At 73.3% G+C, this 24,084-nt stretch carries 24 protein-coding genes; 9 read left to right on the forward strand and 15 right to left on the reverse strand.

What is annotated here, in order from left to right; translation table 11 throughout:
• Positions 1-9: 9 nt before the first annotated feature.
• Entirely contained in the window at positions 10-402 is a 393-nt protein-coding gene (locus ACQ5SO_RS15990) for a hypothetical protein (RefSeq protein ID WP_430942625.1), read from the reverse strand.
• Between the two features lie 319 nt (positions 403-721).
• Here ACQ5SO_RS15990 and ACQ5SO_RS15995 point away from each other — a divergent pair, with 319 nt between their 5' ends.
• The 3 genes from ACQ5SO_RS15995 (at position 722) to ACQ5SO_RS16005 (ending at position 5,234) form a co-directional block, all read left to right on the forward strand.
• Complete coding sequence (locus tag ACQ5SO_RS15995) at positions 722-2,464, forward strand: tetratricopeptide repeat protein (protein ID WP_430942626.1); 1,743 nt, start codon at positions 722-724, stop codon at positions 2,462-2,464.
• Between the two features lie 102 nt (positions 2,465-2,566).
• Entirely contained in the window at positions 2,567-3,439 is an 873-nt protein-coding gene (locus tag ACQ5SO_RS16000) for a 4-(cytidine 5'-diphospho)-2-C-methyl-D-erythritol kinase (RefSeq protein ID WP_430942627.1), read from the forward strand.
• 91 nt (positions 3,440-3,530) lie between these two features.
• On the forward strand, positions 3,531-5,234 hold the full coding sequence (locus ACQ5SO_RS16005; protein ID WP_430942628.1) for a sensor histidine kinase: 1,704 nt from the start codon (positions 3,531-3,533) through the stop codon (positions 5,232-5,234).
• A 186-nt stretch (positions 5,235-5,420) separates the two neighbouring features.
• Here ACQ5SO_RS16005 and ACQ5SO_RS16010 read toward each other — a convergent pair whose 3' ends face one another.
• Positions 5,421-6,374, reverse strand: a complete 954-nt coding sequence (locus ACQ5SO_RS16010; protein WP_430942655.1) for a polyprenyl synthetase family protein — start codon at positions 6,372-6,374, stop codon at positions 5,421-5,423.
• Positions 6,375-6,511: 137 nt separating this feature from the next.
• Between ACQ5SO_RS16010 and ACQ5SO_RS16015 the strand changes: the two genes are divergently transcribed.
• The 3 genes from ACQ5SO_RS16015 (at position 6,512) to ACQ5SO_RS16025 (ending at position 7,827) form a co-directional block, all read left to right on the forward strand.
• Positions 6,512-6,739, forward strand: coding sequence for a DUF2007 domain-containing protein (locus ACQ5SO_RS16015; protein WP_430942629.1), 228 nt, complete (start codon positions 6,512-6,514; stop codon positions 6,737-6,739).
• Positions 6,736-7,518 carry a tRNA1(Val) (adenine(37)-N6)-methyltransferase gene (locus ACQ5SO_RS16020; protein WP_430942630.1) on the forward strand — a complete coding sequence of 261 codons (783 nt, stop codon included), beginning with the start codon at positions 6,736-6,738 and terminating at the stop codon, positions 7,516-7,518. The genes ACQ5SO_RS16015 and ACQ5SO_RS16020 overlap by 4 nt, the downstream gene beginning before the upstream one ends.
• A 135-nt stretch (positions 7,519-7,653) precedes the next feature.
• Positions 7,654-7,827 (forward strand): YdcH family protein, encoded by a 174-nt coding sequence (locus ACQ5SO_RS16025; RefSeq protein ID WP_430942631.1) that lies wholly within the window; start codon positions 7,654-7,656, stop codon positions 7,825-7,827.
• Positions 7,828-7,952: 125 nt separating this feature from the next.
• On the opposite strand, the gene yddG is transcribed toward ACQ5SO_RS16025, so the two are convergent.
• On the reverse strand, positions 7,953-8,912 hold the full coding sequence (gene yddG / locus ACQ5SO_RS16030) for an aromatic amino acid exporter YddG (RefSeq protein WP_430942632.1): 960 nt from the start codon (positions 8,910-8,912) through the stop codon (positions 7,953-7,955).
• Between the two features lie 255 nt (positions 8,913-9,167).
• Entirely contained in the window at positions 9,168-10,187 is a 1,020-nt protein-coding gene (gcvA, locus tag ACQ5SO_RS16035; protein ID WP_430942633.1) for a transcriptional regulator GcvA, read from the reverse strand.
• 126 nt (positions 10,188-10,313) lie between these two features.
• On the opposite strand from gcvA, the gene ACQ5SO_RS16040 reads away from it, so the two are divergent.
• The gene (locus ACQ5SO_RS16040) at positions 10,314-10,502 is read left to right on the forward strand and encodes a hypothetical protein (protein WP_430942634.1); all 189 of its coding nucleotides are present in this window, start codon (positions 10,314-10,316) and stop codon (positions 10,500-10,502) included.
• 458 nt (positions 10,503-10,960) lie between these two features.
• Here ACQ5SO_RS16040 and phbB read toward each other — a convergent pair whose 3' ends face one another.
• The 5 genes from phbB to ACQ5SO_RS16065 all read right to left on the reverse strand — a co-directional run bounded on the left by phbB (position 10,961) and on the right by ACQ5SO_RS16065 (position 16,057).
• Positions 10,961-11,683: an acetoacetyl-CoA reductase gene (gene phbB / locus ACQ5SO_RS16045; protein WP_430942635.1), complete on the reverse strand. Its 723-nt coding sequence runs from the start codon at positions 11,681-11,683 to the stop codon at positions 10,961-10,963.
• 55 nt (positions 11,684-11,738) lie between these two features.
• Positions 11,739-12,110 (reverse strand): hypothetical protein, encoded by a 372-nt coding sequence (locus tag ACQ5SO_RS16050; RefSeq protein WP_430942636.1) that lies wholly within the window; start codon positions 12,108-12,110, stop codon positions 11,739-11,741.
• A 29-nt stretch (positions 12,111-12,139) separates the two neighbouring features.
• Positions 12,140-12,673 carry a hypothetical protein gene (locus ACQ5SO_RS16055; RefSeq protein WP_430942637.1) on the reverse strand — a complete coding sequence of 178 codons (534 nt, stop codon included), beginning with the start codon at positions 12,671-12,673 and terminating at the stop codon, positions 12,140-12,142.
• A 134-nt stretch (positions 12,674-12,807) separates the two neighbouring features.
• A complete protein-coding gene (locus tag ACQ5SO_RS16060; protein WP_430942638.1) occupies positions 12,808-13,983 on the reverse strand; it encodes an acetyl-CoA C-acetyltransferase in 1,176 nt (391 codons plus the stop codon).
• A gap of 349 nt (positions 13,984-14,332) precedes the next feature.
• Positions 14,333-16,057: an alpha/beta fold hydrolase gene (locus ACQ5SO_RS16065; RefSeq protein ID WP_430942639.1), complete on the reverse strand. Its 1,725-nt coding sequence runs from the start codon at positions 16,055-16,057 to the stop codon at positions 14,333-14,335.
• A 432-nt stretch (positions 16,058-16,489) separates the two neighbouring features.
• Between ACQ5SO_RS16065 and phaR the strand changes: the two genes are divergently transcribed.
• Complete coding sequence (gene phaR / locus ACQ5SO_RS16070; protein ID WP_430942640.1) at positions 16,490-17,128, forward strand: polyhydroxyalkanoate synthesis repressor PhaR; 639 nt, start codon at positions 16,490-16,492, stop codon at positions 17,126-17,128.
• 119 nt (positions 17,129-17,247) lie between these two features.
• On the opposite strand, the gene ACQ5SO_RS16075 is transcribed toward phaR, so the two are convergent.
• The 6 genes from ACQ5SO_RS16075 to ACQ5SO_RS16100 all read right to left on the reverse strand — a co-directional run bounded on the left by ACQ5SO_RS16075 (position 17,248) and on the right by ACQ5SO_RS16100 (position 22,120).
• Positions 17,248-17,541: an HPr family phosphocarrier protein gene (locus ACQ5SO_RS16075; RefSeq protein WP_430942641.1), complete on the reverse strand. Its 294-nt coding sequence runs from the start codon at positions 17,539-17,541 to the stop codon at positions 17,248-17,250.
• A gap of 38 nt (positions 17,542-17,579) precedes the next feature.
• Positions 17,580-17,990: a PTS sugar transporter subunit IIA gene (locus tag ACQ5SO_RS16080; RefSeq protein WP_430942642.1), complete on the reverse strand. Its 411-nt coding sequence runs from the start codon at positions 17,988-17,990 to the stop codon at positions 17,580-17,582.
• 149 nt (positions 17,991-18,139) lie between these two features.
• Positions 18,140-19,066 carry an RNase adapter RapZ gene (gene rapZ / locus ACQ5SO_RS16085; protein WP_430942643.1) on the reverse strand — a complete coding sequence of 309 codons (927 nt, stop codon included), beginning with the start codon at positions 19,064-19,066 and terminating at the stop codon, positions 18,140-18,142.
• Positions 19,067-19,134: 68 nt separating this feature from the next.
• A complete protein-coding gene (locus tag ACQ5SO_RS16090; protein WP_430942644.1) occupies positions 19,135-19,647 on the reverse strand; it encodes an HPr kinase/phosphorylase in 513 nt (170 codons plus the stop codon).
• Entirely contained in the window at positions 19,644-21,413 is a 1,770-nt protein-coding gene (locus ACQ5SO_RS16095) for a stimulus-sensing domain-containing protein (protein ID WP_430942645.1), read from the reverse strand. The genes ACQ5SO_RS16090 and ACQ5SO_RS16095 overlap by 4 nt, the downstream gene beginning before the upstream one ends.
• An 8-nt stretch (positions 21,414-21,421) precedes the next feature.
• Positions 21,422-22,120 (reverse strand): response regulator transcription factor, encoded by a 699-nt coding sequence (locus tag ACQ5SO_RS16100; RefSeq protein ID WP_430942646.1) that lies wholly within the window; start codon positions 22,118-22,120, stop codon positions 21,422-21,424.
• Positions 22,121-22,461: 341 nt separating this feature from the next.
• Between ACQ5SO_RS16100 and ACQ5SO_RS16105 the strand changes: the two genes are divergently transcribed.
• The gene (locus tag ACQ5SO_RS16105; protein ID WP_430942647.1) at positions 22,462-24,066 is read left to right on the forward strand and encodes a phosphoenolpyruvate carboxykinase; all 1,605 of its coding nucleotides are present in this window, start codon (positions 22,462-22,464) and stop codon (positions 24,064-24,066) included.
• Positions 24,067-24,084 lie beyond the last annotated feature (18 nt).

Consider the following 24,084-nt stretch of genomic DNA (forward strand, 5'->3'; position numbering starts at 1 on the left):
GGGGCGGCCTCAGCGCGTGGCGCCGACGGGGGTGCGCGATTTCTCCTGCGCCCAGCGCCCGGCGCGCATCGCCTTGCCCGCGTCGCCCTCGGCGGCGCGCTGCGCGCAGCGGGTATAGAGCGCCTTGGCCACCTTGCGCTCGTAGATGAAGAGCGGCTCGTCCTCGACCCGCAGCGGCGCGGGGCGCGAGCCGCGATAGCCGGTCCGGTCGATCTCGGCCAGCTTCCGGTCCAGCCGGCGGCAGTCGAGGCCCGCGACCGGCTCGAACTCCACCACCGCGCCGCCGGTGGTGGTGAAGTTGCGCGCATCCGCGGCCGCGCCGGCGGAGGCGGCGCACCCGGCGGCAAGGGCGATGACGAGGAGCGACTGGGCTGCGCCGCGGCGGGCGGGAAGGAAATGCATCGGTTCGGACGGTCCGCAGTGAGGGGGGAGCGGTCGGCGCAGGCGCCGGGGGTTCCGGAATGGACAGGTAAGGTAGCGGTCGGTCGTGTTCAAATCTTGGCGAAATCACAGTTCGATTCAGCCGTATTTCACGGTTTCGCGCAAGACCGGGGGTGCGGGCGGGTTTCCGGCAGAGGTTGTACGCCGCAGGGGTGTTGTGCAAGCTGGCGCGCGCGCACTACCTTGGACAGGTGCGGATGCGCGCGGGCGCGGGCCGGGTTCGGCCCCCCGCGCGGACGGCCCCCGCGGCGGGGGCGAGGATGAGAGAGAGGTACGGTTCGTGAACGCAAAGGTCTATCGGCGGGTCGCCACGGCCCTCGCGGCGGGCGCCGTCATGGTCGGAATGGCGGCGCAGGCCCAGGCCGCGTCGCGCAGCCTCGCGGGCGCATACCTCGCCGCCCGCCAGGCCAGCCAGCGCAACGACATGGCGGCCGCGGCCGATTACTGGACCCAGGCCCTCGCGCTCAACCCGTCCAGCCACCAGCTGCGCGGGCAGGCGCTGAACTTCAAGGTGCTGGTCGGCGACTTCAAGACCGCCGCCGTGCTCGCCTCGGCGCTGGTCAACGGGCAGCCGGGCCACCGCCTCGCCCACCTGACCCTGGCCGCCGACGCCTTCACCAGCCGCGCCTACGACACCGCGCTCGACCGGATCGAGACCGCGCCCGAGGGCGCGTTCCCGCCGCTGCTGGCCTCGCTGCTGTCCGGCTGGGCCCATGCGGGGCTGGGCGAGGCCGAGGCCGCGAAGGCCGCCTTCATGTCCGGCGCGGGCGAGGGGGTGGCGATGTACGACCTCTTCGGCGGCTATCACTGGGGCCTCGCGCAGATGGCGATGGGCGACCCCGAGGCGGCGGCCGAGACCTTCCGCGAGACCGCCGAGGCCGTGGGCGGCGCCGGCGCGCGCATGACCCGCGCGCACGGCCTCGCGCTCGAGGCCGCGGGGCGGCGCGAGGCGGCGCTGGAGCTGTGGCGCGGCGCCCTCGCCTCGGGCCAGGCCGACGCGCTGATCGAGCACGAGCTCGACCGGATGGAGCGCGGCGAGACCGGCGCGATCCCGGTCGCCGACGCCCGCGACGGCGCGGCCGAGGGCATGTTCTCGATCGCCGGGGCGCTGAGCCAGGACCAGACCGGCGCCGCGGCGCTGCTGTATTCGCAGTTCGCCCTGTTCCTGCGCCCCGACATGCACGAGGCGCGGCTGCTGGCGGCCGAGCTGCTGGCCGACCAGGGCCAGGCGAAGGGCGCCGCCGACAATTTCGCGAAGATCCCCCTCGGCTCGCCCTTCCACGTGAGCGCGGAGATCGGCCGCGCCGAGGCGCTGCGCAAGCTGGAGCGGACGGACGAGGCGATCATCGCCCTCAAGGCGCTGGCAGAGATCGCGCCCGAATCGCGCCAGGCGCATATCGCGCTGGGCGACCTTCTGCGCCGCGAGGAACGCTTCGCCGAGGCCGCGGACGCCTATACCGACGCCATCGACCTGATGGGAGAGCCGGACCCCCGCCACTGGGCGCTCTACTACCAGCGCGGCATCTCGAACGAGCGTTCGGGCGCCTGGGAGCAGGCCGAGAAGGACTTCCTGACCGCGCTGGACCTGCAGCCCGGCCAGCCGCTGGCGCTGAACTATCTCGGCTATTCCTGGGTCGAGCAGCGCCGCAACCTCGACGAGGCGCTGGACATGATCGAGCGCGCCGTGGCGCAGCGCCCGCAGGACGGCTACATCACCGACAGCCTCGGCTGGGTCCTCTACCGCATGGACCGGCACGAAGAAGCCGTCCCGCACCTGGAGCGCGCGGTGGAGCTGACCCCGGTGGACCCGGTGATCAACGACCATCTGGGCGACGCGCTGTGGATGGTGGGCCGCAAGCGCGAGGCGCGGTTCCAGTGGCGCCGGGCGCTGAGCTTCGAGCCGGAGCAGGAGGAGGCCGACCGGATCCGGCGCAAGCTGGCCAAGGGCCTCGACGCCGTGCTGCGCGACGAGGCCGCCGAGGCGACCGCCGATGGCGGCGACGCGGCCCAGAACGACGGCTGATCCCCCCGGCGCCCGCGCGCCGACCCCAGGCAGACCGGCCCCGCGGCGCGATCCGCGGGGCCGCGTGGTCTTCGCCCGACGCCCCCCGCCAAGGATGATCCCATGACCGACGCCGCGCCCGATTTCGTCACCGAGATCGCCCGCGCCAAGGTGAACCTGTGCCTGCATGTCACCGGCCTGCGCGGCGACGGGTATCACCTGCTCGACAGCCTCGTCGCCTTTCCCGCCCTCGGCGACCGGATCGAGGCGGAGCCGGCGCGCGGCCTGTCGCTGACCATCGACGGCCCCTTCGCCTCCGGCCTCTCGGCCGCGGGCGACAACCTGGTGCTGCGCGCGGCCGAGGCGCTGCGGGCGCTGGCCCCCGGCGCCCCCGGCGCGGCGCTGCGGCTGACCAAGTCGCTGCCCGTCGCCTCGGGCATCGGCGGCGGATCGGCCGACGCCGCCGCGGCGCTCAGGGCGCTGGACCGGCTCTGGGGCTTCGGCCTGCCCGCTGCGCGGCTCGAGGCGCTGGGCCTGTCGCTCGGGGCCGACGTGCCGGTCTGCATCGCCTCCGCCCCGCGGCGGATGGCCGGGATCGGAGAGGTCCTCTCGCCCGTCCCGCCCTTGCCCGAAGCCTGGATCGCGCTGGTCAACCCGCTGGTGGAAACGCCCACCCCCGCGGTGTTCAAGGCGCTGGCGCAAAAGGACAATCCCCCGGTCCCCGCGCCCCCGGACGGGGGCTGGGCCGACGCCGCCGCGCTGGCCGGGTGGCTGGCGGAGCGGACGCGCAACGACCTTTTCGCCCCCGCCGCCGCGCAGGTCGGGGCGGTGGAGGAGGCGCGCGCCGCCCTCGCCGCCCGCCCCGGCTGCCTGCTGGCGCGGATGTCCGGCAGCGGCGCCACCGTGTTCGGCCTGTTCGCGGACCGCGACGCGGCGCTGGACGCCGCCGCCGCGCTGCCGGATCGCTGGTGGCGCGCCGCCGCGCCGCTGGGCTGAGCGCGCGGGGCCCCGCGGGGGCGTGCGCAACGCTTCCTAAACCCTCTGGCGCCAGAACGGTGTCCCACGCAGAGGGAGGAGGCGCGCCCGCATGGCCGCGGAGGAACACGAGATCGCGACCGGGGCGGAAGAGGCGCGCCGCGACCGGCGGCACGGCGTCCGGCTGGCCGTCGCGCTGGGCCTCGCGGCCCTCGTCGTCGCCCTCGGCGTCTGGCGCAACCAGGAGCTGCGCGGCCGCGCCGACGACATCGCCCTGATGACCCGCGACGTCGCCCAGGTGCAGGAGCAGGCCCGCCAGATCGCCCTGTGGCTCCATGCCGAGGACGCGATGCCCGCCGACATGCCGCGGGAGCCGCTGGCCCCCATCGCCGGGGCCGCGATGAAGGCCGCGCAGCGCCTCAAGGACCACCACGAGGCCGCCACCCGCGCCGCCTGGCGCGAGGGATTCGCCGGCGACCTGAGCGAGAGCGCGGCCGAGAATTTCCAGCGCCCGGCCCACCAGATGGACATGATGGTGCGCGGCTTCCTGCGCGGCGTCGACCGCGTGGCCGAGGCCTCGGGCGAACGCCGCGCCGCGGCGCGGGCCGAGTTGCTCGAACTGGTCGAGGGCGCCCTCGCCTCGGGCGCGGAGCAGGCGATCGCCACCCTGGACGAGGTCAGCGCCGCCCTGCGGGCCGAGGCGCGCGCGACGATGACCGGGGCCGCGGCGGCGGCGCTGCTGTGCCTCGCGGCGGCCCTCTGGATGCACCTGCGCGGCGTGGCCCCCGCCCTCGCCGCCGCGCGGCGCCGGGCCGAGGGGGCCGAGGCGGCGATGGAGGAGGCGACGGTGCGCCTGCGCGGCGCGCAGCGCGACCGGGCGCGGATGCTCGACCTCGCCGTCGCCGGGCTGAAGGATGCGAATGAACGGATGCGCGCCGCCGCCGGCCTGCTGGTGCGCACCCCGCTGAGCGAGACGCAGATGCGCGTGCTCGAGGGGCTGCGCGGCGCGATCAGCGACCAGGCCGACCGGCTCGAGGGCCAGCGGCTGCTGAGCGCGCATGGCGACGGGCGGCTGCGCCTGGCCGCGCGGCGGGTGCAGCCGGGGGCCTTCTGCGCCGAGTGGCTGGACGAGGCGCGGCGCAAGGCGGTGGAGGAAGGCCGCACGCTGATCGTGGAATCGATCCTGGACCCCGAACCGTTCTTCCGCGGCGACCCGGCGCTGGTGCGCAAGGCGCTGGACCGGCTTCTGGACGACGCGCTGCGCCGGGTCGGCAAGGGCGGGGTGGTGCGCCTCTCGGCCCGGCTGGAGCGGATCGAGGAAGGCCGTGCCGAGCTGCGGGTGGTGGTGGAGCATGACGGCCCGCCGCCGGGGCCGAGCGAGATCGCCGCGGCCCGCGATCCGTTCACCGAGCGTCCGCCCTCGGAGACCACGCTGACCAAGGGCTCGGACCCGTTCGGCCTGGCGCTGGCGCTGGCGATCTGCAACGCCTCCGGCGGGGGGCTGGAGATCGACGGCGGGCCGGAAGCCGGCACGCGGGCGCTCGCCCGGTTCCGCTTCGCCTGCGACCTGGTCGCGGTCGAGGCCGAGGACGTGATCGACGCCGACACCGGCGCGTTCGAGGCGGAGATGCTGGACGACCTGCTGGAGGAGGAGGCCGCGGCCGCGCTGGACCCGTCCTTCGGCGAGGCGCCCGCCGCGACGGGCGAGCGGCGCTCGGGCGCCGGGCGCAGGCGGGTCGACCGGGTCCGCGACGGCGCCGCGCTGCGCCGGGCCGCCCACGGCGCCGACCTGCCCGAGGAACGGCGCAGCCTCTGAGCCGCCGGCGCGGAGGGCGGGGCAGGGGCCAGTGGGCAGGGGGCAGGGCCGAGATCCGGGCCCCCCGGCAGGGCGCGCGCGGCCGATGGCGCATGGCAGGGTGCTGGCACGAGAAACGGCCCCGCGCGATGCGCGGGGCCGTTTCTGGTCCGTCGGACCGGGCTGCGCCCTCGGCGCGCCGATGGATCAGGAGAGGCGCGAGACCACGAACTCCGCCACGTCCGCCAGCGCGGTTTTCAGCGGCATGTCCGGGAACTGGTCCAGCGCGCCGACCGCGGCGGCGGTGTAGTCGCGCGCCCGGGTGGTGGCGGCGTCGAGGGCGCCCGTCTCCCGCAGCCGGCGCAGCGCCTCCTCGAGGTCGCCCTCCTGCTGCTTCGAGGGCCGCTCGATGCAGCGCTTCCAGAAGGCCAGCGCCGCCTCGTCCCCCGCCGCGCGGGCCTCGGCCACCGCGATCAGCACCGGAAGGGTCATCTTCCCCTCGCGGAAATCATCGCCGACGGTCTTGCCCAGCCGCGCCGAGCTGCCGCCGTAATCGAGCACGTCGTCCACGATCTGGAACGCCATGCCGAGATCGCGGCCATAGGCGCGCAGGGCCTGGACCTGCGCCTCGGGCGCCGCGGCGATCACGCCGCCGACCTCGGAGGCGGCGGCGAACAGCGCCGCGGTCTTGCCGTGGATCATCTTCAGGTAGGTGTCGACCTCGACATCCAGCGACCCGCCGGTCGAAAGCTGCAGCACCTCGCCCTCGGCGATGGTCGCCGAGGCGTCGGCCAGGATCTCCAGCACCCGCATCGAGCCGCACTCGGTCATCAGCTGGAAGCTGCGGGCGAACAGGTAGTCGCCGACCAGCACCGAGGACTTGTTGTCCCACAGAAGGTTGGCGGTCGGACGGCCGCGGCGCTGCGCGCTCTCGTCCACCACGTCGTCATGCAGAAGCGTCGCGGTGTGGATGAACTCCACCGTCGCGGCCAGCTTCACGTGGTCCTCGCCCGCATAGCCGCAGAGCCGCGCGGCGGCGAGGGTCAGGATCGGGCGCAGGCGCTTGCCGCCGGCGTCGACCAGGTGCCGCGTCACCTCGGGGATGCGCGGCGCGTTCTCCGAGGCCATGCGGGTGGCGATCTGGTGATTGACCGCCTCCATGTCCTCTTGCACCAGCGCGCTGAGGCGCTGGAAGGGCTGGTCCACGGGGGCGGCGGCGCGGGCGGTCGCGGTCACGGGTCGGACTCTCCGTCTTCGTCGGCTCGACGGAGGGGCGCCGTCGGGCTAAACACGCGCGCATGGAAGAAATTCTCCGCACGAACGACATGGGCGTGATCGCCTTCGCCTCCGCGCTGCTGCGTGCCGAGGATATAGACTGCTTCGAGTTCGACGTCCATATGAGCGTGCTCGACGGGTCATTGGGCGTCTTGCCGCGGCGCCTGATGGTGGCGCGGCGCGACGCGTTCCGCGCGCGGGCGATCCTGCGCGACAACGACCTGGGCCACGAATTGCGGGACGCGCGATGAGCGAAGCCATCCCCCCGCTCGGGCCCGACGAGACCGAGGACCGCACCCTGGGCGGCCGGGTGATCCTGCGCCAGCCGAAGGTGGGCTACCGCGCGGCCACCGACCCGGTCCTGCTGGCGGCCGCCTGTCCGGCGCGGCCGGGGCAGGTCGTGCTCGACCTCGGCTGCGGCGCGGGGGCGGCGGCGCTGTGCCTCTTGGGCCGCGTGCCGGGGACCGCCGCGCACGGGCTCGAGCTTCAGCCGCGCTACGCCGCGCTGGCCCGGACCAACGCCGCGCTGAACGGCGCCGCGCTGACGGTGCACGAGGGCGACCTGCGCCGCCCGCCGGCCGCGCTGCGGGCGATGGCCTTCGACCACGTGATCTGCAACCCGCCCTTCTACGCCGCCGGCCGCGCCATGCCCTCCCCCGACCGCGGCCGCGACGTCGCGCATCGCGAGGATACGCCGATGGCCGACTGGGCCGATGCGGCCTTGCGGCGACTCAGGCCGCGCGGCACGCTGACTGTGGTGCACAGGGCCGAGCGGCTGCCCGACATCCTTGCGCCGCTGGAGGGGCGCGCGGGCGACGTCACGGTCCTGCCGCTGGCGGCGCGCGAGGGCCGGGCGGCCAAGCGCGTCATCGTGCAGGCCCGCAAGGGCGCGAAGGGAGACTTCATGTTGCTGCCCCCCCTGGTGATCCATGCCGGGGAGGCCCATCTGAAGGATGAAGAGCGGCTGACGCCCGGGGCGTCCGCCGTGCTGCGCGACGCCGCGGCGCTTTTACTGCACCGCGATGCATGAATATTGCGCTGCACGCTTAACCAGTCTTAACGAAACTGCGAAATAATCATCGCTTGCGCACGATTCAAGACGTGACAGGCGCTTCCGTCGGTGCTCTACTTTTTGTCACCGAACCGTCAAACGAAGGAGGCGCCGATGAGCATTGCCGCACACGTGAGCGAGCTCAGGAGAAAGCACCAGTCCCTTTCCGCTCTGATCGAGCAGGAAGAACGCAGCCCCGGATCCGACGACCTCGAAGTACGCCGCCTGAAGCGCGAGAAGCTTCGTCTCAAGGAAGAGATCACGCGTCTCGACGGCCGCCTGAACTGAGCGGTCTGCGCGCCGCCCGCGGCCCGGATGACCGCCGCGCCCGGCGCACCCCCCAGAACCTTGGATGACGCATGCGAGAGGGCCCCACCCCCAGTGGGGCCCTCTTCGTTTGCGGGGGGGCGGGGTCAGGGCCGCCCGGTCGCGCCCGCGTCGGCGGGGGACGCCGCCCGCGCCTTGCGCCGCGAGGCGCGCGCCGCCAGCCCCGCCCCGGCGGCGATCAGCAGCGCCGCCAGCGCCAGCCGGCCCGTCAGCGCCGTCAGCCCCGCCGCCGCCAGCGCGAGGGTCGAGAGCAGCGGCGCGGCATAGGAGGCGACGCCCAGCAGCTGGATGTCGCCGCGCTTCACGCCCACGTCCCAGACATAGAAGGCGAGGCCGAGCGGCCCGGCCCCGAGGCCGATCGTGGCCGCCCATTCGCCCGCGTCCCGCGGCCAGGCGGTCTCCTCCAGCCCCAGGTGGCACAGGGCCGAGAGCGCCGCGCCCGCGGCGCAGAACAGGGTCACCGTCTCGGTCGGCGCCTGCCCGACCCGGCGCGACAGCACCGAGTAGCCCGACCAGGTGAGCGAGCAGACCCCCGCGGCGGCGAAGCCGAAGGCGTGCTCGGGCGCGAAGGAGAGCGAGGCGCCGCGGGTCAGGATCAGCGCCGCCCCCGACAGCGCGACGACCGCGCCGATCACGTGCCCCGCCCGCAGCCGCTCGCCCGGCAGCAGGGACGAGAACAGCACGATCAGCAGCGGCCACATGTAGGCGATCAGCCCCGCCTCGGCCGCCGGCGCGTTCCGAAGGGCGGTGAAGTAGAAGAAGTGGTAGCCGAAGATCCCCCCGATCCCCAGCAGCCAGACCGGCCAGGGCTGCGCCGCGGCGGCGCGCAGCGACCCGCCCGTGGCCGCGCCCCAGCCGAGCCCCACCAGCGCCCCGACCCCGAGGCAGATGGCGGTGAGCTGGAAGGGCGGGACCGCGCCCGACAGCACGGTGAGCAGCGCCAGCACGGCCCAGAGCAGCACGGCGATGAAGCCGAGCGCGGTGGCCCGGGCGGAGGCGGCTGCGGCGGCGGTGGAAGCGGCGGCGGCGGAGGGGGAATCGGTCATGCGGCGGGGGGCTCCGGCAAGAACGGCGGCATCTGCCGACCGGCATTGCAGGCGCCGCGCCCGGGCGCAAGGGGGAGATGGGGGAGGGGAAGGGCCCGACGCGGAACGCGTCAGAGGGGGCTGGGTCGGCGCCGCGCCGGGCCGGGGAGCGCGTCGCGCATCCCGCTGGTGGATAGAACTGGCCTTGGAAAGGGGCGGGCGCGGGTCCGAAATATGCTCTTTTCGCAGCATCTGCGGCGGGAAGGCGGCGGGGGCTCAGCCCTCCTCTTCGCCCTCGGGCGCGAGCGACAGCCAGCGCGCCACCGCCGCCCGGGTCTCGGCCGCCTCGGCCTGCAGCCAGCGCAGGAAGGCGGCGTGGCGGGGGCGGACCTGGGCCCCGGGCAGGCAGACGAAGTAATAGCGCCCGTTGCCGGGCAGCGAGATCGGGAAGGGTGCGACCAGCCGCCCCGCGGCCACGTCGGGCTCGGCCAGGAAGGCGCGGGCCAGCACCACCCCGGCGCCCGAGGCGGCGGCGCCGATGGCATGGTCGGCGTTGGAAAAGCGCGGGCCGCGGTCCCCCGCCGCGCGGGGCAGGCCCGCGCGCTCCATCCAGTCGGGCCAGCTGTAGGCGGGGCCGAGCAGGCCCATGCTGTCATCGTGCAGCAGCGTGGCCCCGAGCAGGTCCCCGGGCCTGCGCAGCGCCTGCGCCACCTGCGGCGTGCACAGGGGCACGAGGCGCTCGCCCCCGAGATCGACCGAGAACAGCTCCTCGGGCGGCTGCGGGCCGTAGCGGATCGCGGCGTCGACCCCGTCGCGCTCGAGGTCCAGCACCCGCAGCGAGGCGACGAAGCGCAGCTCGATCTCCGGGTGGGCCTGGGCGAAGCGCATCATGCGGGGCGCGAGCCACTTGCCGGTCACCGCCGGGCCCGCGGTGACGTTGAGCGCGCCGTCCTCGGCCAGCCGCCGCACCGCGGCCTGGGCCGAGAGGAAGGCGGCGAAGCCGTCGGCCACGCCGGGGCGCAGGGCGGCGCCCGCCTCGGTCAGCGCCACCGCGCGGTTGAGGCGGTGGAACAGCGCCACGCCCAGGTGAGCCTCGAGCCGCTTGATCTGGTAGCTGAGCGCGGCGGGGGTGACCGACAGCTCCTCGGCCGCGCGGGCGAAGGACATGTGCCGGGCCGCGGCCTCGAAGGCGCGCAGGGCGGTCAGGGGCGGCATCCGGTCCGCGCCGCGGGCGGGCGGTTCGCGCCGGTCGGCGTCGCGGCGGGCGTGGGCGTCGTGGCCCGAGGGCAAGGCCATTTTAATTGAACCTCGGATAAGACTCGTTTGATGTCCGGCGGGGCAGGGCCCATCTTGTAGACACGAAAGGGATTTCGTCGGCGGGAGGTGTCGGGCTCCCGCGCTGAGCATGGAAAGGTATGCATTATGAATCAAGTTGAACTGAATGATCTCGACCTGTCGCCCGAGGCGGTGCGGATGCACCTGGCCCGCGGGCAGGCGGAGCGGTCGCGGATGATCCGGGCCTGGGCGCTGGGCGCGCTGCGGGCGGTGGTGTTCCCGAAACGGCCGGAATTCACCACCTCGGCCGCGCGCGCCGCGGGGATGAACGCCTGAGGCGCGGCCCCGACGGGACGGGGGCGCAGGACGGGAAAGCAGGACGGGGACGACGTGCAGGGGCGCGGCCGGTGGGCTGCGCTTCTTGCGTTTCGGGGGGCGCTTCCAGGGCCGTCCCGGGGCCGTTTTCATGCAGCTGAAAACCAACCTGACGGATTCCTGAAGAAAGAGGCACTCCATTTGACCTGAGTCAGGGTCCGCCGCTTCGTGCGCAGGTAGAACGCCCCCAGTCGCGTAAAACACCCTTCCGGGTCGACGTGGCGGCCAGGCGTAGCGTTGTGACATCGGCCGCAGATCCGGGCGAAGTGCGTATCCAGACCCAAGGCGCGGCAGGACCGGGGCGTCCCTCGCCGGTTCCAAGGCGCCATCCCCACAAGACGAAGGCCGCCCCCCTGCAGGGGCGGCCTCACGATTTTCGGGGGGGCGGGCGGGGGCGCGGCCCCCGCCCGATCTTCCGGTCAGACGAAGAACTGGGCGCCGTTGGCCGAGATGGTCGAGCCGTTGATGAAGCCCGAATCCTCGGCGGCCAGGAAGGCCACGCAGCGCGCGATCTCCGACGGCTCGCCCAGGCGGCCGGCGGGGATCCCCTTGATGATCTTCTCGCGGACCGACTCGTCGATCGCCATCACCATCTCGGTGCCGATATAGCCCGGGCAGACCGCGTTGGCGGTGATGCCGAAGCGCGCGCCTTCCTGGGCCAGCGACTTGACGATGCCGAGATCGCCGGCCTTGGTCGCGGCGTAGTTCACCTGGCCGGCCTGGCCCTTCTGGCCGTTGACCGAGGAGATGACGATCACGCGGCCGAACTTGCGCTCGCGCATCCCGGCCCAGACCGGGTGCACGGTGTTGAACACGCCGGTGAGGTTGGTGCCGATGACCTCGTTCCACTGCTCGGGGGTCATGCGGTGGAACATGGCGTCGCGGGTGATGCCCGCATTGGCGACCACGGTGTCGATCGGGCCGAGATCGGCCTCGACCTGCGCGATGCCGGCCTTGGAGGCCTCGTAATCCGCGACGTTCCACTTGTAGGTCTTGATGCCGGTGGCGGCGGTGAAGGCGGCGGCCTTCTCGTCATTGCCGGCATAGGTGGCGGCCACTTCGTAGCCTTCGGCCTTCAGGGCCTTGGAGATAGCTTCGCCGATTCCGCGGGAACCGCCGGTGACGAGGGCGACACGAGCCATGATTTTTTCCTCCGGTCTGGATGGGTTTGTTGGTGTTTGCAGGGTGGGCGGGTCTTCAATCGCCGAGATCGGTGGTCCAGACGCGCAGCGCCTGCCAGGCGATGGCGGCGGCGACCATGAACGAGCCGATCACGGCGAGGGGTTCGGCGGCGTGGACGCCCGAATGGTCGAGGGCGATGCCGATGAACTGGACGGGGGCGCCGGCGGCCATCAGGTGCACGATCCAGCGCCCCGGCCCGGCGGCCAGCGCCGGGTAGGCGCGCAGCAGCAGCCCGGTCCCGAGCAGCCCCAGCCACCCGATCAGCACCAGGTGGGCATGGGCGACCGAGATCGCGTGATTCCCGCTCATCGCCATGCCGAGGCCGACCAGGACGGCGGCCACGCCATAGGTGAAGGACAGGCGGATGCACAGGGCCGGGAGCGGCATGCGGCGGATCTCCTGCTGGCGTCCGGCGATCAGTAGCGGCCGAGCTCGATCTCGCCGAAGGCGAGGAGCGTGCCGTCGGGCGCCAGCGCCTTCACGTCCGCGGAGTAGAGGTTGTACTTGCTGGCCGGCGAGCAGGGCGGCAGGTAGCCCGCGGGGGCGAAGTTCCCCGCCCGGTGGGTCTTCACCAGCCGCGCGCCGGGCACGCCGAGATCGGTCTTCGAGGGCGGGACCGAGGCGAGGGTCGCGGTCGGCGCGCCGTCATGCGCATAGCCGATGATGCCGTGGCCGCCGCCATAGGACAGCGGCTGGTACCCCTCGTCGTTGAACTCCACGATGATGTCCGAGGTTCCTGCGGGGATGCCCGCCACCTCGATCGCCGGGGACATGCCGTCGCCGCCCTGCTTGGGGCAATGCGCGCCGGGGCGGATCGGCTCGGCGTTCCAGGCCGGGTCGGCGAAGGACAGCGACAGGGCCGGGGCCTCGGGCTTCGCCTCGGGGCCGCAGGCGGCGAGGGCGACGGCGGCGAGGCCGAGAAGCAGCGTGGTGCGGGCGATCATCGTCATTCCTCCTTGGGGTGCGGCGGACTCGTTTGCGGCGGTCCGTTCTTCGCGTCCCCCCGCGGCGGCCGGGCCGCCGCGGGGGAAAATGGTCGCCGGGGCGCCGGGCCCCGGGGCAAGGCGTCAGGCCGCGGCCCGGATCACGGGCGCTCGACGCACATGGCGACGCCCATGCCGCCGCCGATGCACAGGGTGGCGAGGCCCTTCTTGGCGCCGCGGCGCTGCATCTCGAACAGCAGGGTGTTGAGCACGCGGCAGCCCGAGGCGCCGATCGGGTGGCCGATGGCGATGGCGCCGCCGTTCACGTTCACGATCTCCGGGTCCCAGCCCATGTCCTTGTTCACCGCGCAGGCCTGGGCGGCGAAGGCCTCGTTGGCTTCCACCAGGTCGAGATCCGAGGGCTTCCACCCGGCCTTCTCCAGCGCCTTGCGCGACGCGTAGATCGGGCCGACGCCCATGATCTTCGGCGACAGGCCCGCGGTGGCGTAGGAGACGATGCGGGCCATCGGGGTGATGCCGCGCTTCTCGGCTTCGTCCGCCGACATCACCAGGGCGACGGCGGCGCCGTCATTGATGCCGGACGCGTTGGCCGCGGTGACCGAGCCGTCCTTGGTGAAGGCGGGGCGCAGCTTGGCCATCGCATCGATCGTGGCGCCGTGGCGGATGTACTCGTCCTGGTCGACGATGGTGTCGCCCTTGCGGCCCGAGATGGTGAAGGGGGTGATCTCGTCCGCGAACTTGCCGGCCTTCTGCGCCGCCTCGGCCTTGTTCTGCGAGGCGACGGCGAAGGCGTCCTGCTCGTCGCGGCTGATCTGCCACTGCTGGGCCACGTTCTCGGCCGTCTGGCCCATGTGGTAGCCGTTGAAGGCGTCCCAGAGGCCGTCCTTGATCATGGTGTCGATCATTTTCAGATCGCCCATCTTCTGGCCGGCGCGCAGGTGGGCGGCATGGGCGGAGAGGGACATGCTCTCCTGCCCGCCGGCGACCACGATCCCGGCGTCGCCGAGCTGCACGTGCTGGGCGGCGAGCGCCACGGCGCGCAGGCCCGAGCCGCAGACCTGGTTGATGCCCCAGGCGGCGGCCTCTTCGGGCAGGCCGGCGGCGATATGGGCCTGGCGGGCGGGGTTCTGGCCCTGCGCGGCGGTGAGGACCTGGCCGAGGATGGTCTCGGACACGTCGGCGGCGTCCACGCCGGCGCGCGCGAGCGCGGCCTTGATGGCGGCGGCGCCCAGCTCGTGCGCCGGGGTCTTGGCGAAGGAGCCGTTGAAGGAGCCCACGGCGGTGCGGGCCGCGCTGGCGATCACGACGTTGGTCATCGGTTTTCAACCTTTCCGGTCATCCGGAGGTGCGGGGAGGCCTCCGGGGGTTTGTTGCGGCGCAGCATGGGCGCCGTAGCGCCCGCTGTCAGTTGTGCAATCCCGCGCGCGACCGAATGTCCCGCGGGGGACCGCAGGATGCGCCGCACGGGCGTCGCACGCGACTGAAAAAACCAGTTTGCCGCGTCGCGTCAAGGCTTGGGTAATAAAATTGCCTGAAAGGCGGAGGGTTCGACATGATTTGTCGCATCTCACGCGGGCGTGAGCGGCCTGGCGGCGCGGCGGCGGGTCCGGCCGCCGGGATGTCGGACCCGGGCGGGCGGCCTTCCGCATGGGCCTGCGGCGGGGGTCAGCCGCGCAGGAAGGCGGCCAGCGGCTCCCACACCGTGCGGCGGGCGCTGGACCCGGTGATCATGCCGACATGGCCGGTGGCCGGGCGCAGGATGCGCGCGCCGGGGACGGCGGCGGGCAGCGCCTCGGCGCAGCCCGGCGGCGCGATCCGGTCCGAGGAGGAGCAGAAGGCCAGCATCGGCGCGCCGATGGCGCGGGGCCGGGCGGGCACGCCCTCGGGCGCCCAGGCGCCGCGCTCCAGCGCGTTGTCGACGAACCAGGAGAACAGGAGCTCCCGCGCCGCGGGCTGCGCCAGCGCGACGCCGTCGTTCAGCCAGTCCTCGGTGGCGGCGAACAGCTCGGCCCGCGCGCCGTCCTGCGGCAGGCGGCCGAAGGCGCGGAACTTGCGGAAGGCCAGCGTGGGGTCGAGCGCGGCGAAGAGAAGCTGCAGCGCCTCGACCGGGATCGCCCCGAAGGCGGAGCCGACCGCCTCGAGCCGCGCGCGGATGACGGTCCGGTCCTCCATCCGCAGAAGGGTCAGCAGCGCCCGCGCGGCGCCCTGGAGCTTCTCGAAATTCCACGGGGAGCCGATGACGGCGAGGCGCGAGACCCGGTCCCGCCCGCCGACGGCGAGGGCGGCGAGCAGCGCGCCGCCCATGCAGTATCCCAGCGCAGCGGGTGCGGCGCCGTCCGGGGACAGCATCCGGCTCGCCTCGACCGCGGGGGCGAGGCGCAGGCGCACGTAGTCCGAGAGGTCGAAGTCGCGTTCCTCGTATCCCGGGTCGCCCCAGTCGAGCAGCAGCGGCCGCAGCCCCTGGGCCGCGAGCCAGCGCAGCAGGGAGCGGTCCGGGTGCAGGTCGAGCACGTAAGGCCGGTTGACCAGCGACGGGACCACCAGCACCGGCGGGCCCGCCGGGCCGCCCGGCGTCGTCGCGCCGTAATCGAGCAGCCGGGTCGCGCCGCGCCGCCACAGGACGGGCGGCTCGGGCAGGGTCCGCCGCCAGGGGTGGCGCTGCCAGGCCTCGACCCCCGCGACCATCTCCGAAAGCTGCGCGCGGGCGGCGGCGGCGACGGTCAGGCCGACCGCGGGGCCTTCCTGGTCGCGCAGCGCGGCGCCGAGCGCGGCGCCGCGTTCGGCCAGCGATTCGGTCCAGGGAAAGCGCGGGTCGTCCGCCAGCGCCGCCAGCGCCGTGCCTTGGGACACGGAGGCGGCGGCGGAGGCGAAGTGGAAGAACAGCGGCGTCGGCGCGCCGACCCGGTGGGGCGCGGCGCCGGGATTGCTGGCGGGCAGGTCCGAGAAGGCGCGCGGCTCGGGCCGCTTGCCGGGATCGCGCGGCGGGGCGGGGGCGCCGGGCGCGGCGTCGTCGCCGGGCGGGGCGCCGTCCGCGGCGCGGGTCGCGGCGTCGACCGCCTCGCCGACATTCTGCAGGATCCTGTCCATGGCGAGGCGCGCGGCCTCGACCGTGCCTTCCATCGGGTCGCTCGGGCGGACGGGATCGGCGGCGGGGGCCTCGCCCTCGGCCGCGCGGCGGCGGGCCTCGGCGGCGGCGCGGGCGGCTGCGGCGGCGCGCGGCCCGAGCGCGGCGGGGCCCTGGCGGGCGAGGTCCGAGAGGTTGCGGTCCCACAGGTCGAGATAGGCATGGGCCAGTCCCCGCCCGCCCGCGCGCGGCGGCGATCCGCCGCCCGGCCCGCTCTCGGGGCCGGCGCCGGGGCCGTGCGGGACGGGGGGCAGGCGGTCCTTCATCTCTCCTCCGGCCCGGCTCCTCCGACCTTGCCCGGGGCCGGGCGGGCCGCGCGGGGGGCGCGGATGGCGGGCGCCGCGCCAGGGGCGTCGCCGGCATCCGGGCCGCGCCCGCCGGGCGGGCGCGGGTTGGTTGCACAAGGCCCCCGGGCGCGGCGCCTGTGCAAGGGGCGCCGGCGCCGCGGCTGCGCATCGCGCGGGCGTGTGGCGCCCGCGCGATGCCGCGCAATCGGGCGCGCGGGGCGGAGCTTCCATGCTGCAGGCGCGAGTTCCGCGGCGCAACGATAAGGCTCCCTTGCAGTGCGCGACACGCGGGGCGTGCAAGGCCCCGCGGGGGCTTCGCGCTTGCGAAAATCAGGGTTTCCCGCGGCGCGTCAAGCCGATAGGGTTTTGTGGAAAGATCGGTTCCACGATCCGCGCAGGGAGGACATGTGCATGGCCAAGGACTCGGTGAAGGGCAAGGGCGACGCGCCGATCACCATCAAGAAATACGCCAATCGCCGCCTCTACAACACGGCGAAGAGCAGCTACGTGACGCTCGACCACCTGGCGCAGATGGTGCGCGACGGCGATGATTTCGTGGTCTACGACGCCAAGTCGGGCGAGGACATCACCCGCTCCGTGCTCACCCAGATCATCTTCGAGGAAGAGGCCAAGGGGCAGAACCTGCTCCCGATCTCGTTCCTGCGCCAGCTGATCCGCCTCTATGGCGACACGCTGCAGGGCTATGTGCCGGGCTATCTCGAGGCGTCGATGGAAGCGTTCTCCAGCAACCAGGAGCGCCTGCGCGAGCAGGTGTCGGCGGCGTTCGGCGCCAACCCGGCGCTGGCCAATTTCGAAAGCGCGGCGCGGGCGAACATGGAGCTGTTCGAGAACGCGATGCGCATGTTCTCGCCCTTCTCCGGCATGCCGGGCATGCCCGGGGTTCCGGGCAGCGGCCCGCGCGAGACGAGCGCCCGCCCGGCCGAGCCGGCCCCCGAGGCGCCGCGCACGGAGGGCGAGTTCGACGCGCTGAAATCGCAGCTGGCCGAGATGCAGGCGCAGCTCGACAAGCTGACCCGCGGCGACGGCTGACGCGCCGCGCCGCCGCCGCGCCGGGAGGGGCGCGGCGGCGGCGGGCGGCCCGGACGAAGACGCCCCGCCGGGAGGACCGGCGGGGCGTCTTGCGTTTCGGGCGGGCAGGGGGGCTGCCTTCAGCTTTCCTCGCCGAAGCGTCCCGCGACCAGCGCGTCGAGCGCGTCGAGCAGCGCCTCCGCCTCGGGGCCTTCCGTCTCCACCTCGATGGTCGAGCCCTTGGCGGCGGCGAGCATCAGCAGCCCCATGATCGAATCGCCGGCCACGTCCATCCCGTCCCGGGTCACCGTCGCGCTTGCGTCATGCCCCTCGACCGTGGCTACGAACTTGGCCGAGGCGCGCGCGTGCAGGCCCTTGTCATTGATGATGGAGAGGGTGCGGGGCCCTGCGGCGGCGACGGTTTTCTCGGACATGCGGTGGGTCAGGTTCCTGGGTCTTCGGGCCGCGCGGGTCAGGCGCGGGCGCGGCGGGCGGCGAGGATGCCGCCGGCGCTGTCCACGTATTTGACGCCCGCCGCGACGGCGGCGCCGGCGGCCTCGGCCATCGGCAGGCGCCGGGATTTCGCGAGCTTGACCAGCAGCGGCAGGTTGGCGCCGTAGATCACGTCCACGTCGGGCCGGGTCATCGCGGACATGGCGAGGTTGGAGGGGGTGCCGCCGAACATGTCGGTGATCAGGATGACGCCGGAGCCGTCATCGACCTCCTCCACCGCCGACAGGATCACCTTCTGCAGCTCGGGCAGGTTCGCGTCCGGCGTCACGGGAATGGCGCGGGCGCCCGGCTGGGGGCCGACGACATGCTCCATGGCTGCGAGCAATTCGGTCGCGAGGCCCCCGTGGGCCACGATCACCAGACCGATCATGCGTTGCGGCTCCTTCCCGGGCGGGGGCCGTGTGGCCCACGCCGCTCGCCTGCGTTTCATCATTCATGGGCGGCGCCCGCGCCCCTGCCGCGCCCGCGCCCCCCGATACATTTCCCCGGCCCTGGCGCCCCGGCCCTCGCGCCGGGCGCTCAGCCGCTCCCGGCGTCCAGCTCCCGGTGGCGCAGCGCGGCCCGCCAGCCTTCGGTGCGCAGCCGCGCGGCAAGCTCCTCGGCCGCGGCGACCGAGCGGTGCCGGCCGCCCGAGCATCCGAGCGCGATGCAGAAATAGGCCTTCCCCTCACGTCGGTAGGCCGGGAGGAGCATCATCGTCAATTCAGCGACCCGGTCAAGGAACGGGGCGTAGAGCGGGTCGCCTTCGACGTGTTCGCGCACCGGGGCGTCGCGCCCGTCCATCGGGCGCAGCTCCGCCTGCCAGTGCGGGTTGCGCAGGAAGCGGCAGTCGAACACCGAATCGGCCTCGCGCGGGGCGCCGCGCTTGAAGCTGAAGGACTGGACCGAGATCGCCAGTTCCGCCTGCGGGCCGCCCTCCTCGGCGATGAAAGCGGCGAGGCGGGCCTTGAGGTCATGCGGGCTGAGCGCGGTGGTGTCGATGACGATGTCCGCGCGCTCGCGCAAAGGCGCCAGCAGCTCGCGCTCGAGCGTGATGCCGCCCTCGATCCCGCCCTCGGCGCCGAGGGGATGGCGGCGGCGGGTGGTCTTGAACCGGTCGACCAGCGTGTCGGGCGCGCAGTCGAGGAACACCATGCGCACGTCCAGCCCCGGGTCGGCGCGCATCGCGCGCAGGCGGGCGCGGAAGGCGTCGGGGGTGAAGCCGCGGGTGCGCACGTCGACGCCGAGCGCCAGCGGGCGCGGCGGGGCGCCGGGTTCGGGCGCCGCTTCGCCCGAGGCGAGCCGGGCGATGAAGGAGAGGGGCAGGTTGTCGATCGCCTCGTGTCCGAGGTCTTCGAGCACCCGGATGGCGGTGGAATTGCCCGCGCCCGACAGGCCCGTGACCAGCACGATGCGGGTCGGGGCGTCGCCGTCTTCGGCCGCTTGAGCGTCGGGCGTGTCGGTCATCGGGGTTTCGGTCCTCGGTCCTGGGTCCGCGGTCGGGGCGCCTCGGACGGGCGCGTCAGACGGGTGCGTCAGACGGGTTCCGGCGCGCCGCCGCCGCGCAGCAGAAGCGCGACCGCCGCAGCCAGCGCGGGCGGCCCGAACGGGGCGGTCCCCGCGCGATCCCCCGCGGCCCCGAGAATGCGCGGCAGCGCCCGCCCGAGCAACAGCGCGCGGCGGGGGGGCGGCAGTCTGTCCCCCTCGGCGGCCGAAAGGTCCACGACCAGGACCGCCTCGGCCTCCTCCAGCGCGGGGACCCGCAGCAGGCCGACGCCGCGCGCCTCGATCAGCCCGCGATGGGCGGGGGAGGGGCAAGCGGCGAGCAGGCGGCCGCCGTCGCGGCGGACCCGCGTGCGGTCGTCGGAGACGAGGATCCCGCCGCGCGACAGGATGTCCAGCGCCAGGGTGGATTTGCCGGCGCCCGAGGGCCCGAGGATCAGCGCCGCCAGCGGCGCGCCCGAGGGCCCGGGCAGGGCGACGCAGGAGGCATGGAGGATGACGGGGCCGTCCCCGGCGGCGAGGATCGGGGCCTCGGCCCCGCTCACCCCGGAAGCTCCACCACGAAGCGGGCGCCGCGGCGCGGGTCCCCCGCCGGGCCGCGGTTCTCGGCCCGGATATGCCCGCCATGCGCGTCCACGATCTGGCGCGAGATCGACAGCCCGAGGCCCGAATGGTCGCCGAAGCTCTCCTCGTCCGGGCGCTCGGAATAGAACCGCTCGAAGATCGAGCCGAGATTGTCGTCCGGGATGCCCGGCCCGTCATCCTCCACCATCGCGGCGACCACGCCGCCCTCGGGGCGCTCGAGCCGGACCAGGATCCGCCCGCCCTCGGGCGAGAAGGAGATGGCGTTCTCGATCAGGTTCACGAAGACCTGCGCGATCTGGCCCTCGAGGCCGACGATCTCGATCGGCCCGGCGGGCAGCTGCGCCGTGAGCCGCGCGCCCCTCTCCCGCGCCCGGTCGGCATTGTATTCCACCAGCTGGTCGAGCAGCGCGCGCAGGTCGAACGGCTCGCGCGCCTCGCGCACCAGCTCGGCGTCGAGGCGCGAGGCGTTGGAGATGTCGGTCACGAGCCGGTCGAGCCGGGCGACGTCGTGCTCGATCACCTGGGTCAGCCGCTCGCGCGCATCGTCGGTGCGCGCCAGGCGCATGGTCTCGACCGCCGAGCGCAGCGAGGTGAGGGGGTTCTTGATCTCGTGCGCCACGTCGGCGGCGAAGGCCTCGGTCGCCTCGATCCGGGTGTAGAGGGCGCGGGTCATGCGCTGAAGCGCGGCCGAGAGGTCGCCGATCTCGTCCCGCCGCCGGGTGAAATCGGGGATCTCGACGCGCTTGACCTCGGACCGCCCGCGCCGCCGCCCGCCGCCGCGCTCGGAATCCTCGGCCGCCTCGGCCAGCTTGCGCAGCGGCCGGGCGATGGCGTTGGCCAGCAGCACCGAGAGCACGATGGAGGTGGCGAGGGCCACGAGGAACACCTGCAGGATCGACATCCGCTCGGACTGCACGATGGCGTCGATGTCGCCGCCCTGGGTCGACAGGACCAGCACGCCGAGCACCGCCCGCAGCCGGGTGATGGGGATGGAGACGGAGACGATCAGCTCGCCCCGCTCGTTCACCCGCTCGCCGCGCGCGGTGGCGCCGCCGAGGGCCGCGTAGACCTCCTGCGCCTCGGCCGCGCCGCCGATGGTCTCGAGGTCCGGCCCGTCGGAGAGGAGCGAGGCGCGCACGGCGCGCAGCTGGTCCTCGAACCATTGCAGGGCGGCCTCGGCCGGTTCGGTCTGCACCACTTCGGCGGGGGGCAGGGGGTCGATGGTCTCGAGCCCCCCGCCGGGGGCGAGCGCGGTGTCGCGCATCAGCCGCCCCCCGCGGTCGAAGATCTGGGCGCGCACGTGGACGGGTTCGGTCAGGCGCTGGAGGACGGCCATGGCGCGATCGGGGTCGAGCCGCGTGGGCGCGTCGAAATCCGAGGCGGATTCGCCGATGGCGATGGCGATGATGCGGCCCTGGGTCTCCAGCGCCTCGGTGCGCATCTCGATCAGCTTGCCGCGGAAATCGTTGAGGATGAGGACGCCGGTGACCAGCAGGCCGAGGCCGATGAGGTTGAGCCCGACGATGCGGCGGGTCAGGGACGTGCGCCGCGCGGCCTGGCCGATCCAGCGCGCGCCCTCGGCCGCCGCCGACCCGGCGCCGACGCGGTGGGGCGGCGGGGTCTTGCGGTTGGCGCCCGCCTTCGGCGCCGCGCGCGCCGGCGCGGCGCCGGGGGCATGCGCGGCGCCGTCATCGGCGGGATCGGAGGCGCTGTCGAAGGCGGCCATGGTCGGGATCAGACCTCGCGGAAGCGGTAGCCGACGCCGTAGAGCGTCTCGATCGACGCGAAGTCGTTGTCGACGGCGCGGAACTTCTTGCGGATGCGCTTGATGTGGCTGTCGATGGTGCGGTCGTCGACATAGACCTGGTCGTCATAGGCCGCGTCCATCAGCTGGTCGCGGGATTTGACGAAGCCGGGGCGCTGGGCGAGGGCCTGGAGGATCAGGAACTCGGTCACCGTCAGGGTCACCCCCTCGCCGCCCCAGGTGCAGGAATGGCGCAACGGGTCGAGGGACAGCTTGCCGCGCACGATGGCCTTGTCGGCCTCGGAGGCCGCCGTCTCCTCGCCCGCCGCCTCGCGCCGGCGCAGCACCGCGCGGATCCGTTCGATGAGAAGGCGCTGGGAGAAGGGCTTGCGCACGTAATCGTCGGCGCCCATGCGCAGGCCCAGCACCTCGTCGATCTCCTCGTCCTTCGAGGTGAGGAAGATCACCGGCAGGTCCGAGGTCTGGCGCAGGCGGCGCAGCATCTCCATCCCGTCCATGCGCGGCATCTTGATGTCGAGCACGGCGAGGTCCGGCGGCGTCGAGGTGAGGGCGGCGAGCGCCGCGGCCCCGTCGGTATAGGTGCGCACGTCGAACCCTTCGGATTCGAGGGCGATCGAGACCGAGGTAAGAATGTTGCGGTCATCGTCGATCAGCGCGATCTGGGTCATGGCGGGGCCTCCGGTTCATGGCGCGCGGGGGTCGTCCCCCGGCTTGCGGCGCCGGGAGGGCGCGCGCCCATCATCTCATATGGCGCAGAAATGACGCTTCGAAAACGGCAGGGATGCGGCGAGGATGCGCCATTGTGACGTTCGGGGGCGTGCAGAATGGGCCTGTAATAAAATTGCCGACATGATATAGCCCCCGCCAGCGCCGGTTCAGCGGCGCGCGATCCTCCCCGTGTTGGGGCGGGGGGGGCATTCACTGCCGATGGCCCACGAGCGCGGGCCCTCCGCCGGTCGACTTCCGGTCCTGCGCCGCGGCAGAGATGACATTGCGAGGAGATCAACCCATGGAGCACGGGACCTTCAATCCTGCTCACAGCCTGTCCACCATCGGCGCGTCCGATCTGAAGGCGGTTCATTACAACCTGATCGAGCCCGCGCTCATGACCCAGGCGGTCGCGCGCGGCGAAGGCGAGATCGGCCAGGGCGGCACGCTCCTGGTCTCGACCGGCAAGCACACCGGCCGCTCCCCGCTCGACAAGTTCGTCGTCCGCGAAGACTCGGTCGAAGACACGATCTGGTGGGAAAACAACAAGCCGATGGCCCCCGAGGCCTTCGAACAGCTGCGGCTCGACATGCTCGCCCACATGAAGGGCAAGGAGTATTTCGTGCAGGATCTGTTCGGCGGCGCGGATGAGCATCACCGCCTGAACGTGCGCGTGACGACCGAGCTGGCCTGGCACGGCCTGTTCATCCGCCACCTGCTGCGCCGTCCGGAGCGCGCCGAGCTCGAGAGCTTCGTGCCCGAGTTCAACATCATCAACTGCCCGAGCTTCAGCGCCGACCCGGCGAAGCATGGCTGCCGGTCCGAGACCGTCATCGCCATCAGCTTCGAGCGCAAGCTGATCCTGATCGGCGGCACGTCCTATGCGGGCGAGAACAAGAAATCCGTGTTCTCGGTGCTGAACTACATCCTGCCCGGCAAGGGCGTGATGGCGATGCACTGCTCGGCCAACCACGCGATCGGGAACCCGGACGATTCGGCCGTGTTCTTCGGCCTGTCGGGCACCGGCAAGACCACGCTGTCGGCCGACCCGTCGCGCACGCTGATCGGCGATGACGAGCATGGCTGGACCGACCAGGGCGTGTTCAACTTCGAGGGCGGCTGCTACGCGAAGACCATTTCGCTGAGCCCCGAGGCCGAGCCGGAGATCTTCTCGACCACCCAGCGTTTCGCGACGGTGATCGAGAACATGGTGTACGACAAGGACACCCTGGAGCTCGACTTCGAAGACGACAGCCTGACCCCGAACATGCGCTGCGCCTACCCGCTCGAGGCGATCTCCAACGCTTCGGACACCGGCCTCGGCGGCGCGCCGAAGAACGTGGTGATGCTGACCTGCGACGCGTTCGGCGTCCTGCCGCCGATCGCGCGGCTGACCCCGGCGCAGGCGATGTACCACTTCCTGTCGGGCTTCACCTCGAAGGTCGCCGGCACCGAGAAGGGCGTGACCGAGCCGTCGCCGACCTTCTCGACCTGCTTCGGCGCCCCGTTCATGCCGCGTCGCCCGGAAGTCTACGGCGCGCTGCTGCGCGACAAGATCGCCGAGCATGGCGCGGTCTGCTGGCTGGTGAACACCGGCTGGACCGGCGGCGCCTATGGCAAGGGCTCGCGGATGCCGATCAAGGCGACCCGCGCGCTGCTGACCGCGGCCCTGGACGGCTCGCTGAACGAGGCCGAGTTCCGCAAGGATCCGAACTTCGGCTTCGACGTGCCGGTGTCGGTGCCGGGCGTCGCGGACGTTCTGCTCGATCCGCGCCAGACCTGGGAAGACGGCGAGGCGTATGACGTGCAGGCCAGGAAGCTGGTCGAGATGTTCTCGGAGAACTTCGCCCAGTACGATCCCTATGTCGGCGACGACGTGAAGGAGGCGGCGCCGAAGGTCGCCTGACCCTCGCGCCCCTGAATG

Origin of the sequence: Rhodovulum sp. DZ06 (assembly GCF_050586345.1) — a bacterium.
Taxonomy (GTDB): Bacteria; Pseudomonadota; Alphaproteobacteria; order Rhodobacterales; family Rhodobacteraceae; genus JBOCEF01.